Origin of the sequence: Micromonospora sp. WMMD708 (assembly GCF_049315245.1) — a bacterium.
In the GTDB taxonomy this organism is placed as follows: domain Bacteria; phylum Actinomycetota; class Actinomycetes; order Mycobacteriales; family Micromonosporaceae; genus Micromonospora; species Micromonospora wenchangensis.
In genome coordinates this window covers 6,455,513-6,469,626 of sequence record NZ_CP186060.1, presented here as the reverse complement: position 1 = coordinate 6,469,626, position 14,114 = coordinate 6,455,513, and the positions used below count along the sequence as shown (strand labels likewise).

Here is a 14,114-nt window from a genome sequence, read left to right as displayed (position 1 = left end):
CCGCAGCCTAAGGAGTTCGTCCCCGGCCGGGCGTCCCACGCCGACGGGTGGCGGCAGAATGGGCCGAACGGCCGGCGGATCCACCCCGAAGGTCCACCCCCGCCCGCCCGTCCCGGCGTGGACGGGCGGTCAGAGCCGGGGGTCGACCGGCTCCGACTCGCAGGCGAGGATCGCGAAGACCAACTCGTGCCGACGCCACAGCGGCGCATCGGCGGCGTAGGCGTCCAGGGCGGCCAGGCCGAGCGCGTGCTCGCGCAGCGCCAGACCCCGCTTGCGTCCCAGCGAACGGCGACGCAGCGCGGTGAGCTGGGCCGGATCGGTGTAGCCCGGACCGTAGATGATCCGCAGGTACTCCCGGCCCCGGCACTTGATCCCCGGCTGGAGCAGCGAACCGCGCGCCGACCGGGCGGCCGGACCGGCGTACGGCTTGACCACCATCCCCTCACCGCCGGCCGCGGTCAGCGTCGACCACCACCCGGTGGCCGCCGCCACCGCCGCCTCGTCGTCCAGCTCCACCACCTGGCGTCGGGTCGGCGTGAAGAACTCCGGGTCGGCCGCACAGAGCCGGTCGGCCAACGCCAGGTGCCACCCGTGGTCCCGGTCGGTGAAGGTCACCGTCGCCCCGGCCAGCACCGCGAACGGCGCCAGCGTCACCCCGCGCAACCCGTCGGTGGGTGCCACGTACGCGCGGTAGGCCGCCGAGTAGCCGTCGACCTCCGCCCGCCGGGCCGCCATCCGGTCCCGCAGCGCGGCCACCGGCAGTCCCCGGGCCGCCGCCGAGTCCAGCGCGGCGAGCGCCGCCGGCAGCGCCGCCCGTCCGGCCGCCCCGACCCCGGCGTACTGCTCACGGATCAGCCCGGCCGCCTTCGCCGACCAGGGCAGCAGCTCACAGTCCAGCAACAGCCGGTCGGTGCCCAGCTCGTCCCACAACCCGGCCGCCCCGACCGCCGCCCGGACCCGGTCCAGCAGCTCCCCGTCCAGCGGCGGACCGAAGAACGGCCGACCGGTACGGGTGTGCACCACCCCACCGCCGAACCGGCCGGGTTCCCGCTCGACCAGCACCACCGCCCGGGAGCCCATGTGCTTCTCCTGGCACACCACCCGCTGCACGCCGGCCGACCGGTAGTCCTCGAACGCCTGCGTCGGGTGCTCCAGGAACCCCGGCACGGTCGACGTCGAGCAGGGCGCCATCGTCGGCGGCAACCAGACCAGCCGACCCGGGTCCACCGCGAACCGGCTCATCACCTCCAGCGCCGCGGCGGCGTTCTCCGCCGGCACGGTCAGCGTGCCGTAGGCGTGTTCCAGGCGGCGGCGCCCGGTCACGTCGGCCAGGTCGAGCACCGTGTCCGGGCGGGTCGGGGCGAACAGCGGCCGCGCCGGGGCGTACCACTCCCGCTGGGCGTCGACCGCGACCAGCTCCCGCTCCGGGTAGCGCAGCGCGGTGAGCTTCCCGCCGAAGACGCAACCGGTGTCGACGCAGATCGTGTTGTTGATCCATTCCGGGGTCGGGGTGGGGGTGTGCCCGTACACGACCGTCGCCGCACCCCGGTAGTCGCGCGCCCACGGGTAGCGCACCGGCAGGCCGTACTCGTCGGTCTCGCCGGTGGTCTCGCCCCAGAGCGCGAACGAGCGGACCCGGCCCGACGCGCGGCCGTGATAGGCCTCCTTCAGGCCGGCGTGCGCCACCACCAGCCGGCCGCCGTCCAGCACGAAGTGGCTGACCAGGCCGTCGATGAAGGTCGCCACCCCGGCCACGAACGCCGGGTCCTCGGCGGCGAGCTGGTCCATCGTCTCGGCCAGGCCGTGGGTGAGCCTGACGTCCTGGCCACGCAGCTTGCGCAGCAGCTTGTGCTCGTGGTTGCCCGGCACGCAGATCGCGTGCCCGGCCGCGACCATGCCCATCACCAGGCGCAGCACGCCGGGCGAGTCCGGGCCGCGGTCCACCAGGTCACCCACGAAGACGGCGGTACGACCAGCCGGGTGCACCGCGTCCACCGGACGACCCGCGTCGTCGCGGTGCAGCACGAAGCCCAGCCGCGTCAGCAGCGCCTCCAGCTCCGCCCGGCAGCCGTGCACGTCACCGACGATGTCGAACGGCCCGGTCAGCTCCCGCCGGTCGTTGAACAGCTTCTCCAGCCGGATCCGCGCGGCGTCGATCTCCTGTACCCCGCGCAGCACGTGCACCCTGCGGAACCCCTCCCGGGCCAGTTGCCCGTACGACCGGCGCAGGTCCCGCTGCATCCGGGCCAGCACCTGCCGGCCGTGCGTCCGGTCGGCACGGGACAGGGTCCGCTCCCAGGCCAACGCCTCCGGCACGTCCAGCACGATCGCCACCGGGAGCACGTCGTGGTCCCGGGCCACCCTGACCAACCCGGCGCGGGCGTGCGGCTGGAGGTTCGTCGCGTCGACCACGGTGAGCCGGCCCCGCCGCAGCCGGACCCCCGCCACATGGTGCAGCGCCCCGAACGCGTCGGCGGAGGCGGACTGGTCGTTCTCGTCGTCGGCGACCATCGCCCGGAACGCGTCCGAGGCGAGCACCTGACTGGGCGCGAAGTGCCGCGCCGCGAAGGTGGACTTGCCCGAGCCGGAGACGCCGACCAGCGCCACCAGGGCGAGTTCGGGAATGTCGAGAGTGCTCATCGGGTCGTCTCCCGGCCGGCCACGGCGGTGAGGACGGCGAGCTGGGTGGGGTGACCCAGCTCGGGGTCCCGGTCACCGATCCCGCTGATCGTGGCCGTGTAGCCGTGCTCGGCGGCCACCCGGTCCACCCATGCCGCGAACTCGGCACGGGTCCACTCGAACCGGTGGTCGGGGTGCCGGAACCGGCCCGCCGGCAGCCCCTCGTACCGCACGTTGTACTCCGCGTTCGGGGTGGTCACCACGAGTGTGCCCGGCCGGGCGTGACCCAGCACGGCGTCCTCCAACGCGGGCAGCCGGGCCGGGTCCAGGTGCTCGACGACCTCCATCAGCACCGCCGCGTCGTAGCCGCGCAACCGGTCGTCCCGGTAGGTCAACGCCGACTGCCACAGCCGGATGCGGTCCTGCTGCCGCTGGGGCAGCCGGTCCAGCCGCAGCCGGCGGGCGGCCACGGCCAGCGCCTGGGTGGAGACGTCCACCCCCACCACCTCGGTGTAGCGCCGGTCGGCGAGCAGCCCGGTGAGCAGCGCACCGCCGCCACACCCCAGGTCCACCACCCGGGTCGCACCGCTGGCCGCCAGCGCGGCGAGCACCGCCTCGCGCCGTCGCGCCGCCAGGGACGCCCGCCGGGGATCGGCGACCGTCGACGCGCCGTCCGCCGGGCCGGTGGCCGCGTCGACACTGTCGTCCGGCACGGGTACGTCGGCCAGCCGCGACTCGGCCAGCCGGGCCATCGCCCGCCCGGCCAACGCCCGCCGGTGCGCCAGGTAACGCCGGGTGATCAACGTCCGCTCCGGGTGGTCGGCCAACCAGCCCGCCCCGGCCCGCAGAAGCTTGTCGATCTCGTCCGGGGCGACCCAGTAGTGCTTGGCGTCGTCCAGCACCGGCAGCAGGACGTACAGGTGGTTGAGGGCGTCGGCGAGCCGGACCGTGCCGGACAGGCAGAGGTCGACGTACCGGCTGTCACCCCATCCGGGGTGCTGCTCGTCGAGCGGGAGCGGGGCTGCGGTGACCGTCCAGCCGAGTGGGGCGAACAGCCGTACCGCCAGCTCCGCGCCGCCCCGGCAGCGCAGCACCGGCACCCGGATGCTCAGCGGGATCGCCGCGCCGGCCAGCTCCGGGCGCTCCCGGGACACCCCGCGCAGCGCGGAGCGGAACACCGTCGACAGCGCCGAGGAGAGCAGACTGGACGCGGCGTAGGCGCGGTCGTTGACGTACTGCCCGAGGGTGAAACTCTCCGGGGTGGACGCCGCCCGCCGCCGACCCACCCCGAGGCGCTGCGGATCGACCTCGACCAGCAGGGCGGCCGTGCACCGCTGCGCCGTCGCCTCCGGGTAGAAGACGTGCGCGGTGCCCGCCGGCAGGTCGAACTCCTGCACCCGGTCGGGGTGCTTGACCAGCAGGTAACCGAGATCGGTCGCCGGCTGGTGGGTGGTGGTCAGGGTGAGCAGCACGCGCCCATGATCCCAGCGGGGCCGATCCGGCGTCGTCCGCATTTCCCGTGGCGGCCCACCGCCGGGGGCCGGCCCGCACCGTCAGCGGTAGTCGTCCTCGTCGGCGGTGACCACCCGGGCCTGTTCCATGGCGTCCCAGTCCGCGACCTCCAGGCCCCGGTGCGGCTCGGCGTCGGTCTCGTCCGGGCCGATCACGGCGGCCTGCTCGACCGCGTCGGCCGGCTCTGCCTCCAGGTCGCGTTCCTGCGGGTCGAGGTGGTCGCTCGGGGTGAAGTCCTCGTCGGGCTGACCCATCGTCCCTCCCTGGTTGCGGCGGCCTGTCCACCCCACCGTACGGGTTGGCGGCTGAGGTCGCCCGGTGGGCGCGGGAACGCGGGAACGTCCCACCGGCGACGCCGGGCGGTGTCAGGATGGGCCGGTGGGCTTCCTGATCCGGTTGGTGATCACGGCGATCGCGCTGTGGGTCACCACGCTGATCGTGCCGGGGGTCGACGTCTCCGGGCGCAACGGCGCGAACACCGCGTTCACCCTGCTGGTGGTGGCGCTGATCTTCGGTGTGGTCAACGCGGTGCTCAAGCCGGTGATCAAGGTGGTCGGTTGCGTGTTCTACCTGCTCACCCTCGGGCTGTTCGCGCTGGTGGTGAACGCCCTGCTGTTCCTGCTGACCGACCGGATCGCGCGCGCGGTGGACCTGTCGTTCCGGGTGGACGGTTTCTGGCCGGCCTTCTGGGGTGCCATCGTGATGGCCGTGGTGACCTGGCTGATCAGCGTCGCCGTGCCGGACGGCCGGGAGACCCGGTGAGGCCGGGCGGTGGACGGTCACCGGGGCGGTTGTGTCCGCCGCGGCCTCCTACGGGATACTGCCGACGGTGGACAGCGCGGTCCGGCGCACCGACGGAAGACAGCGGCCAGCGCGGCCGAGAGCGGTAAGTAAGGAGCGTTTCACATGCCCATCGCTTCCCCCGAGGCTTACGCGGAGATGCTGGACCGGGCCAAGGCCGGCCGGTACGCGTACCCCGCGATCAACGTGACCTCGTCGCAGACCCTGAACGCGGCGCTGAAGGGCTTCGCCGACGCGGAGAGCGACGGCATCATCCAGGTGTCCACCGGTGGCGCGGAGTACCTGTCCGGCCCGTCGGTCAAGGACATGGTGACCGGCGCGGTGGCGTTCGCCGCGTACGCGCACGAGGTGGCCAAGAAGTACCCGGTCAACATCGCGCTGCACACCGACCACTGCCCGAAGGACAAGCTGGACGGGTTCGTCCGGCCGCTGATGGCGATCTCCCAGGAGCGGGTGAAGGGCGGCCAGGAGCCGCTGTTCCAGTCGCACATGTGGGACGGCTCGGCCGTGCCGGTGGCGGAGAACCTGGAGATCGCCGCCCAGCTCCTCGACGAGGCCGCCAAGGGCAAGATCGTCCTGGAGATCGAGGTCGGCGTCGTCGGTGGCGAGGAGGACGGCGTCGAGAACGCCATCAACGACAAGCTCTACACCACCGTCGAGGACGGCCTGGCCATGGTCGAGGCGCTCGGCCTGGGCGAGAAGGGCCGCTACATGGCGGCGCTGACCTTCGGCAACGTGCACGGCGTCTACAAGCCGGGCAACGTCAAGCTCCGGCCGGAGATCCTCAACCAGATCCAGGAGGCGGTCGGCGCCAAGTACGGCAAGGACAAGCCGCTCAGCCTGGTCTTCCACGGCGGCTCCGGCTCGCTGCTGGAGGAGATCCGGGAGGCGCTCGACTACGGCGTGGTGAAGATGAACATCGACACCGACACGCAGTACGCCTTCACCCGGCCCGTCGCGGACCACATGTTCCGCAACTACGACGGCGTACTCAAGATCGACGGCGAGGTCGGCAACAAGAAGCAGTACGACCCGCGTACCTGGGGCAAGCTGGCCGAGGCCGGTCTCGCCGCCCGGGTCGTCGAGGCGTGCGAGCACCTGCGCTCCACCGGCACCCGGATGAAGTGACCTGACGTACCCGACCGACGGCCGGCCCCCCGCGCGGGGGGCCGGCCGTCGGCGTCAGGCGGTCGCGGTGAGCACCCGGACGGCCTCCCGCACGTCGTCGGTGAGGTGGAGGCTGCCGGACAGGTCACCGAAGGGCGACCCGGCGAACAACGGCCGCAGCAACGACTCGATCGGCAACTCCCGGGTCCAGTACGCCCGGTCGAGGAAGACGTACGCCCCGCTCGCCCCGTCCGTGCCGTAGTACGTCTTCGTGGCCGCCTGGAACACCTCCTGCACGGTGCCGGCCCGGCCGGGCGCGAAGACGATCCCGCCCCGGGCCAGCCGCAGGATGGTGTCCTCCCGGATGGCGTTGGAGAAGTACTTGGCGATCCGCCCGGCGAACAGGTTCGCCGGTTCGTGCCCGTACAGCCAGGTGGGGATGGCCAGTCCGCCGGAACGGGCCCAGTCCAGCCCGGGGCCGCGCTGCTGCGGCACGGTCGCCGCGTAGCGGTCCCGCACGGCCAGCGCGGCGGCCGTGTACCGGTCGTGGTCGGTGAAGTCGGGGGCCACCGCCAGCAGGTCGATCGCCGTGTTCAGCTCCTGCGCCGGCCAGGCCGACAGGAACGCGCCCAGGTTGGCCGCCTCCATCACCCCGGGACCGCCGCCGGTCACCACCAGCCGGTCGGCCCGCGCCAGCTCCCAGCCCAGCACCGCCGCCATCCGGTACGGCACACTGCCGCGCGGCACCGCGTGCCCGCCCATCACCCCCACCACCGACTGCGGCCCGTGGGTGGCGAGCCAGGTCCGGGTCGCGTCGGCCAGGGCGTTGTCCACGCCGTGGTCGTGCAACCGCTGGCCGAGCGCCTCCTTCACGTCCGGCAGCGCGCCACCGTGGGTGCGGAAGTGGTCGTAGACCCGGGTGTCGTACATCCCGGCGAACCCGGCATCGGCGAACCCCTCGGCCAGGTCGGTCGGGGTGTAGAGATGGGCCGGCTGGGTCGGGTACGGCAGGCCGGAGAAGGGCGGCACCACGTTCGCGCCGCGCCGGACCAGGTCCGCGCCGACCTCCCGGCCGGCGAACCGGCAGCCGACGAAGAGGGTGCCGGCCACGTCGGTGGCGGTCAGGTCGGGGACGGGGTCGAGGTCGAGGCGGAGACCCTGCACGGTCAGCCCGGCGAGGCTGTCGGCGGCGAGGTGCCTGTCGAACTCGGCACGGGTCTCGATCTCGTCATGACTGGTGTCGTGCGGCGCGATGACGTCCGCGGGAGGTGGGGTGGGCACCCCGCCATCCTGCCCCCACCCCGCCACCGCGCACCGGGGCAGGGGTACCGACGACAGGAGCCCGGCGACCGAGGCCGCCGGGCTCCTGCGTAACCGGGTCCTGGGGAGGCTCCGGACCAATAGTTGTAGTGGAAAATATCTTCGGGTGGCATGGGCCGCAGGGCCGGTACGGTCGGCCGAGGGTGCACCCGACGGGGCCGACGGTTCACCCGGTAGGGTCCCGACGTGACGTAGACCTCCACCGTTCAGCCAGCGTACCCACCCGACCCCCTCGCGCCCCGCAGGGCGAAGCGGGTTGAATGGGGCGATGCAGAACCTGTTGCCTGAGCCTCCGGCCACTCTCCTGCCCGCGCACGACGATGCGGACGCCGCGCTGGCCGCCGCCGCACAGCAGGGCACCGACGAGGCGTACGCCGAGGTCGCGGCCCGCTTCCCGACGCACAGTGCGGCCTGGGCGGCGCTGGCCACCCGGGCCCTGGACGCCGGCCAGGTGGTCGCGGCGTACGCGTACGCCCGCACCGGCTACCACCGTGGCCTGGACCAGTTGCGGCGCAGCGGCTGGAAGGGGCACGGCCCGGTCCCCTGGTCGCACACCCCGAACCGGGGATTCCTGCGCTGCCTCTACGTGCTGTCCCGGGCCGCCGGGGAGATCGGCGAGGCGGACGAGGCCGCCCGCTGTGCCCAGTTCCTCCGCGACTGCGACCCGGCCGCCGGGGACGCCCTCGCCAGCACCTGACCGGCCCGTCTCCGGTCCGCCCCGACGACCGTCGGGGCGGACCGGCCGAGCAGGGTCAGAGGCCCTCGGCCACCGCCGCCGCGATCTTCAGCCAGGCGTCCCGGGTGGCCGAGGAGAGCCCGCCGTACCGGATCGGCTCGCCGGTGTCGATCAGCCGCTCGTACGGCGCGAGCAGTACCGCCCTCGTCCGGGCGGCGAAGTGCTCCTGGATGGCCGGCAGGTCGATCTCCTTACGTGACGGGGGCATCGACACCACCGTCACCGCCTGCCGGACCAGCCGGTGCCGGCCGCTCTGCTCCAGGTGGTCGAGCATCCGGGCGGCCGTCTCCGCCGAGTCGTTACGGGCCGACATGGTGACCACCAACTGGTCGGTGGCGTCCATCGCGGCCTGCCAGTTCTGCGCCCGGACGTTGTTCCCGGTGTCCACGAAGATCAACTTGTAGAACCGGCTCACCACCTCGCGGATCTCGGCGAACGCCGCCGCCGTCAGCATCTCGCCCCCGGTGGCCGACTCGTCCGAGGCGAGCACGTCGAACATCCCCTCGCCCTGCGAGCGGACATACTGCGACAGGTCGCCGATCCGGCCGTGCGGCCCCTGGAACTGCCCGAGGTCCCGCAGCATGTCGCGCACCGTACGGGAGTGGAAGTCCTGCTGCGCCCGCATCCCCAGGGTGCCCTGGGTCTCGTTGTTGTCCCAGGCCAGCACGTAACCCCCGCGCTTCTGCCCGAAGGTCATCGCGAGCAGCAGGATGGCCACCGTCTTGCCGGCCCCACCCTTGGGATTGACCACGGTCACCTGGCGCAGCCCGCCGAAGTTGCGGCGCACCATCTCGATGTCCCGCTTCACCTCCTGCTCGTGCTGCCCCGGGGGGAGCTTCACCAGGCCGATCCTGTTGACCATGGCCCGGACGCCCATCGTGGCGACCGGCTCGGCCGGCCGGATCTGCCGGCGGCGGGCGAAGTCCTCGGCGGTCGGCGCGATCCCGCTCTCCGGCGACCACCCCATCTCGGGATAGCTGACCGGGGCGAGCGGATCGGGATAGACCGGCGCGGACGGGGACGCCGGAGGTGTCCCGCCCGAGGTCGACGGCTCCGGCCAGGACGGCCGGTACCACCCGCCCGTCACCTGCTGCCCCGGTCCGGGCTGTTCCGCCGGTTGCGGTCCCGGAGCCGACTGCCCCGCTGCCTGCTGTGGTCCGGCCTGTTGCCCTGGCGGCTGCGACGGTCCGGCGGCCGGCTGTTCCGGTCCGGGTCGCTGTCCGGGCGTCGGGTAACCGGGTGCCGGCTGCTCGGGCAGCGACAGGCCGGGTGCCGGCTGCTCGGGCTGGCCCGGTGGCGTCGGCCCGCCCGGCTCGGGCCGGCCCGGTTCCGGATCATCCCGGCCGGCGTCGCCGGGGGTGGCTCGGAACCCTCCGGGGCCGGCGACCGGCGGCAGTGCGGTCGGTGGGAGCGACGGCGGCCCGGCAGGTGCCGGATGGGGCGTTCCGCCGGCTGTGGTCGGCGCCTGCGGGTGGTCGGGCCCGCGTACCGGTGCGGTGGCCGGACCGGTGGCCCGGTCGGGCTCGTCGGCCCCGGTGGAGAGCCGCTGGGGCGGCAATGCCCACGGTGACTCGCCCCGCCCCGTGGCCTGTGCCGGCACCGCCGCCGCGACCGCCGGACCGGCCTGCTGGATCTTGGAGGATGTCGGCCCCGTCGGGGGTCCGAACCTTCCGAGATTCAACTCGGTCGGGTCATCTCCGTGGGCCACGACGCTCCCGTTGCGCGGCGGCGATGGCGGGACGGGACGGGATGAACTGTTCGGCGGGGGCGTCGGAGCAGCCGCCGTCGACGGTCCGGGCTCGTGACCTGGCCCGGCGGGTGGAACGGCCGGCGTCGACGGTCCCGGCCCGACCGGCGCGGCAGCCGTGGACGCGCCGGGTCCGGGCCGGGACCCGGGCGGCGGAGCGACGGGGGCCGGCGGTGCCGGGGGACCGCCGAGCGACGGGTCCAACGTGAAGGGCAGGTCGAGATCCACCCGCCCGGTCCGGCCCGGACCCGCCCCACCGGCCGGTGCGGTCACCCGGCCCGCACCGGCACGATCCGCCGGGGCGGCGTGCCCGGCAGGGTCGTACCCGGGTGGGGGGTCGTAGCCGGGGGAGTCGTCGTAGCTCGGGGGAAGGCGGGTCGAGGGGGTCGGCTCCGGCAGGTCGGGCACCCAGCCGTCGCCGGGTGGGGCCCAGCCGCCGTCGGTCGGCAGGGGCGCGACCTCCGCCGCCAGTGACGGGTACGCCGTCGGCGGGTAGACCGGCGTGGGCTCGGCGGCCCAGTGCGGCACCGGCTCGACGGGGTCGGGCGGCCAGAGGGGTTCGATGTCCCGCTCCGGCCCCGGCTGCTGGCCGGGCTGTCCGGCCCGGTCGGCGTTGTCGTCCACCACGGATCCTCCCCACTCCTCCCGCCGAGGATAGGCCGTCCCGTTCCCGTTACGCCGGGTGACGGACGCGGGGAACGGTCAGCCGGTGAAGACCGCCCAGGCCCCGGGCTCGGTCCACCAGGACCGCTTGCGACTCAGCTCACCCTCGACCCCGTCGTCGAGGAAGGGCACCCGCTCGTCCCGGGGGATCACCGCCACCGCCCGGCCCCGGGCCCGCCGGACCTCGTACCGGATCTTCTTCTTCCTACCCAACCTCGGGCGCGTGGGCACGGGAACGGCCACCGCGACCTCCACCCGGCCGTCGGCCGGATCGGGGGCGGTGAGCAGCGGCAGCGAGTCGAGGGTGGCGTAGCCGCCGGCGTTGCCGATCGCGCAGGCCAGGATGGGGTCCGCGCCGTCGGAGAGCACCGCGTCGTCCACCTCCACCCGACCCCGCCAGTGCAGCGGCCGGCCCGCCTCGTCGGCGGCACCGAGCAGTGCCCCGTCCAGGGTCACCGAACCGCCGTCGTTGCGCAGCAGGTCGAGCCGGCGTACCCCGCCGTCGAGCACGGCCGCCGCCACCGCCGCCGGGTCCCGGGGCAGGCCGAGCTGCGCGGCCAGGTCACGGTGCGGGCCACCCCGGGCAGGATCGAGCGGAAGTACGCCGATCGGCGGCAGGTCGGGCACCGTACGGTTGCCGGCCAGCTCGGCGGGCCGGCGGCTGGGCGGTGGGGCGTACCGGCGGACGAGCCGACGCACGACGGCGCGCAACTGGGCGTCGCTGGCGACGGCGACGACCAGCCGGACCTTGCTGTCCGGGTCGGGCCAGGTGAGGCCGTCGGGGCGGGCCGGGGCGTCCAGCCGGGCCAGCACCTCGTCGACCCCGGCGTCGGAGCGGGCGACGACGGTCTCCACCCGGGCACCCCGCGCGGTCAACGCGTCCGCGCAGGCCAGCACCGGTACGCGTGGCGTCTCGCAGCGCTCTCCCTCCGGCGGCCCGGCCGGTTTCCCGGTGGCCTCGGCAGCACCGCCGCAGCAGGCGTCGCCGCTGCCGCAGCCCCCGCCGGGAGCGTCCCGCTCGGAGCCGAGGGTGAGCAGCACCACGTCGTACACTGCGGGCCTCCTGCCTCGCGACGTGAACCCCTGCCGGCCACGCCGTTTCTACTTGTTAGCCTGACACCCCGGGCTCGCCAACCGGTCGCCACCTGGCACCCGAGCCTTCTGGAGGCGGAAAAGATGCCAGCGATCGTGCTCATCGGTGCTCAGTGGGGCGACGAGGGCAAGGGCAAGGTTACCGACCTGCTGGGTGAGCGGGTCGACTACGTCGTGCGCTACTCCGGCGGCAACAACGCCGGCCACACGGTGATCACGCCGGACGGGCAGAAGTACGCACTGCACCTGATGCCGTCAGGCGCGCTCTCCCCGAGCGCGATGATCGTCATCGGCAACGGGGTGGTGGTCGACCCGAAGGTGCTGCTCGCCGAGATCGACGGGCTCGCCGAGCGTGGGGTGGACGTGTCCCGGCTGCGGATCTCCGGCGACGCGCACCTGATCATGCCGCACCACCGCGCGCTGGACCGGGTGGTGGAGCGCTACCTCGGCTCGGCCCGGATCGGCACCACCGGGCGCGGCATCGGCCCGGCGTACGGCGACAAGGTCGCCCGGATGGGCATCCGGCTCCAGGACCTGCTCGACCCGGGCATCCTGCGCAAGAAGCTGGAACTCGCGCTGCGCGAGAAGAACCAGCTGCTGTTCAAGGTCTACAACCGCAAGGCGATCGACGTCGACGAGACCGTCGAGGAGTACCTGCGGTACGCCGAGCGGCTGCGGCCGTACATCGCCGAGACCCGGGTGATGCTCTGGGACGCCCTGGACCGGGGCGAGACGGTGCTGCTGGAGGGTGCCCAGGCCACCATGCTCGACATGGATCACGGCACGTACCCCTTCGTGACCTCGTCGAACCCGACGGCCGGTGGGGCGTGCGTGGGTGCCGGCATCCCGCCCACCGCGATCAACAGGGTGATCGCGGTGAGCAAGGCGTACACCACGCGGGTGGGGTCCGGACCGTTCCCGACCGAGCTGTTCGACGACAACGGCCAGCACCTGCGCAAGGTCGGCCACGAGTACGGCACCACCACCGGCCGGGAACGCCGGTGCGGCTGGTTCGACGCCGTCGTGGCCCGGTACGCGTGCCGCCTCAACGGCGTCACCGACCTGGTCGTCACGAAGCTGGACGTGCTCACCGGTCTGTCCAAGGTCCCGCTCTGCGTCGGGTACGAGATCAACGGTGAGCGCTTCGACGACATGCCGATGACGCAGACCGACTTCCACCACGCCACCCCGATCTACGAAGAGCACGACGGGTGGTGGGAGGACATCAGCAAGGCGCGCACCGAGGACGAGCTGCCGGAGAACGCCCGCCGCTACATCGCCCGCATCGAGGAGATCACCGGCACCCGGGTCAGCGTGGTGGGCGTGGGCCCCGGCCGCGAGGAGAACGTCGTCCGCCACCCTCTCCTCCCCTGACCCTCCCCGCTTCCCCTCCCCGCTCTGCGCGCGGCCCCGCTGTGCCCGGTCCCGCTGTGCCCCGATGATCAAGAGGTTTGCGTCACGGATTCGCCTTCCGGTGACGCAAACCTCTTGATCACCTGTGGAAACCCGGGGGTTGTCCACAGGGTTATCCACAGGGGTGGAAGTGGGGGCGGGTAGGGCGTGAGGGTGGCAGGGTGATGCCGCTCGAAATTCTCCGTCGGGTCGCCCTCGGGCAGGACGGCATGGTCACCGCGTCGCAGGCCCTCGCGGCCGGGCTGACCCGCGACCATGTCCGGCAACTCTGCCGCTCCGGGCGGTGGACGCGGCTGTCCCGTGGTTGTTACGCCCCCGCCGGGCAGCCACCGGACGCGGTCGCTTGGCGGGCCCGCATCCGGGCGGCGGTGACGAGCCTCGGCCCCGGAGCCTTCGCCGTCCTCGACAGTGCCCTCGCGCTGCACGACATCGCCGGGCCACGCCGATCCGCCGTCCATGTGTCGGTGCCGGTGGACCGGCCCCGGCCGCAACGGCACACCGAACCCGTGCTCGTCGTCCACCAGTTCACCGTGGCCCCGGGCGACGTCGTCGACGTGGCCGGCATTCCCACCACCTCGCCGCTGCGCACGGTGACGGACATGATTCTCCGGCTCGACCGGTACCCGGCGGTGTCCGTACTCGACTCGGCGCTGAACCGGGGGCTCGTCACCCCGGAGGACCTGGCCACCGCGCCGGCACTCGTCCGGGCTCGCCGGGGTGCCACAGCCGCCCGTGGCCACCTCGCCGAGGTGGACGGCCGCGCCCAGTCACCACTGGAGACCTGGTCGCGGCTGCGCTGCGTCGACGGCGGAGTCCCGCCCGACGTGCTGCAACAGGAGGTCCGGGACAGGGACGGTCACCTGCTCGGCATCGGTGACCTCGGGTGGCGGGCGGCGCGGTTGATCGCCGAGGCCGACGGGGCGGGCCCACACGGCACCCCGGAGGCCCTGTTCGCCGACCGTCGCCGACAGAACCGCCTGGTCAACGCCGGTTGGCGGGTGCTCCGGTTCACCTGGTCCGACGCGCTGCGCCCGGACTACATCCCGCACACCGTTCGCCAGGCCATGGCCCTCACCCGTTCCCGCCCCTAGCTCGTCGAGCGCC

11 protein-coding genes are annotated in these 14,114 nt (G+C 73.7%); 5 read left to right on the top strand and 6 right to left on the bottom strand.

The genetic code is table 11. From position 1 onward, the window contains the following. Positions 1-129: 129 nt before the first annotated feature. The 3 genes from ACN260_RS28660 to ACN260_RS28650 all read right to left on the bottom strand — a co-directional run bounded on the left by ACN260_RS28660 (position 130) and on the right by ACN260_RS28650 (position 4,385). Positions 130-2,640 carry a polynucleotide kinase-phosphatase gene (locus ACN260_RS28660; protein ID WP_422753895.1) on the bottom strand — a complete coding sequence of 837 codons (2,511 nt, stop codon included), beginning with the start codon at positions 2,638-2,640 and terminating at the stop codon, positions 130-132. Then, complete coding sequence (locus tag ACN260_RS28655; RefSeq protein ID WP_422753894.1) at positions 2,637-4,091, bottom strand: 3' terminal RNA ribose 2'-O-methyltransferase Hen1; 1,455 nt, start codon at positions 4,089-4,091, stop codon at positions 2,637-2,639. Before ACN260_RS28655 ends, ACN260_RS28660 begins: the two co-directional genes overlap by 4 nt. An 81-nt stretch (positions 4,092-4,172) precedes the next feature. After that, entirely contained in the window at positions 4,173-4,385 is a 213-nt protein-coding gene (locus tag ACN260_RS28650; RefSeq protein ID WP_204928469.1) for a hypothetical protein, read from the bottom strand. Between the two features lie 124 nt (positions 4,386-4,509). Between ACN260_RS28650 and ACN260_RS28645 the strand changes: the two genes are divergently transcribed. Both ACN260_RS28645 and fbaA read left to right on the top strand, forming a co-directional pair. Continuing rightward, positions 4,510-4,893, top strand: coding sequence for a phage holin family protein (locus ACN260_RS28645; protein ID WP_422753893.1), 384 nt, complete (start codon positions 4,510-4,512; stop codon positions 4,891-4,893). Between the two features lie 144 nt (positions 4,894-5,037). Continuing rightward, positions 5,038-6,060, top strand: a complete 1,023-nt coding sequence (fbaA, locus tag ACN260_RS28640) for a class II fructose-bisphosphate aldolase (protein ID WP_088641929.1) — start codon at positions 5,038-5,040, stop codon at positions 6,058-6,060. Between the two features lie 54 nt (positions 6,061-6,114). Here the strand turns inward: fbaA and ACN260_RS28635 are convergent, their stop codons facing one another. Beyond that, positions 6,115-7,320 (bottom strand): LOG family protein, encoded by a 1,206-nt coding sequence (locus tag ACN260_RS28635; protein WP_422753892.1) that lies wholly within the window; start codon positions 7,318-7,320, stop codon positions 6,115-6,117. Positions 7,321-7,627: 307 nt separating this feature from the next. Between ACN260_RS28635 and ACN260_RS28630 the strand changes: the two genes are divergently transcribed. Beyond that, positions 7,628-8,056, top strand: a complete 429-nt coding sequence (locus tag ACN260_RS28630) for a DUF3151 domain-containing protein (RefSeq protein ID WP_422753891.1) — start codon at positions 7,628-7,630, stop codon at positions 8,054-8,056. Between the two features lie 55 nt (positions 8,057-8,111). On the opposite strand, the gene ACN260_RS28625 is transcribed toward ACN260_RS28630, so the two are convergent. Both ACN260_RS28625 and ACN260_RS28620 read right to left on the bottom strand, forming a co-directional pair. Then, positions 8,112-10,070, bottom strand: a complete 1,959-nt coding sequence (locus tag ACN260_RS28625) for a chromosome partitioning protein (protein ID WP_422756862.1) — start codon at positions 10,068-10,070, stop codon at positions 8,112-8,114. Positions 10,071-10,544: 474 nt separating this feature from the next. Further along, entirely contained in the window at positions 10,545-11,558 is a 1,014-nt protein-coding gene (locus tag ACN260_RS28620; RefSeq protein WP_422753890.1) for a hypothetical protein, read from the bottom strand. A gap of 123 nt (positions 11,559-11,681) precedes the next feature. Here ACN260_RS28620 and ACN260_RS28615 point away from each other — a divergent pair, with 123 nt between their 5' ends. Together ACN260_RS28615 and ACN260_RS28610 are read left to right on the top strand one after the other, a co-directional pair. Continuing rightward, positions 11,682-12,971, top strand: coding sequence for an adenylosuccinate synthase (locus tag ACN260_RS28615; RefSeq protein ID WP_422753889.1), 1,290 nt, complete (start codon positions 11,682-11,684; stop codon positions 12,969-12,971). A 203-nt stretch (positions 12,972-13,174) separates the two neighbouring features. After that, on the top strand, positions 13,175-14,101 hold the full coding sequence (locus ACN260_RS28610) for a type IV toxin-antitoxin system AbiEi family antitoxin domain-containing protein (protein WP_422753888.1): 927 nt from the start codon (positions 13,175-13,177) through the stop codon (positions 14,099-14,101). The last annotated feature ends 13 nt before the right edge of the window (positions 14,102-14,114 follow it).

Bases quoted from the DNA above. Each gene is read 5' to 3' on its own strand.
- ACN260_RS28650 (WP_204928469.1), bottom strand. From the start codon at position 4,385: ATGGGTCAGCCCGACGAGGACTTCACCCCGAGCGACCACCTCGACCCG.
- ACN260_RS28630 (WP_422753891.1), top strand. From the start codon at position 7,628: ATGCAGAACCTGTTGCCTGAGCCTCCGGCCACTCTCCTGCCCGCGCAC.
- ACN260_RS28660 (WP_422753895.1), bottom strand. From the start codon at position 2,640: ATGAGCACTCTCGACATTCCCGAACTCGCCCTGGTGGCGCTGGTCGGC.
- ACN260_RS28610 (WP_422753888.1), top strand. From the start codon at position 13,175: ATGCCGCTCGAAATTCTCCGTCGGGTCGCCCTCGGGCAGGACGGCATG.
- fbaA (WP_088641929.1), top strand. From the start codon at position 5,038: ATGCCCATCGCTTCCCCCGAGGCTTACGCGGAGATGCTGGACCGGGCC.
- ACN260_RS28615 (WP_422753889.1), top strand. From the start codon at position 11,682: ATGCCAGCGATCGTGCTCATCGGTGCTCAGTGGGGCGACGAGGGCAAG.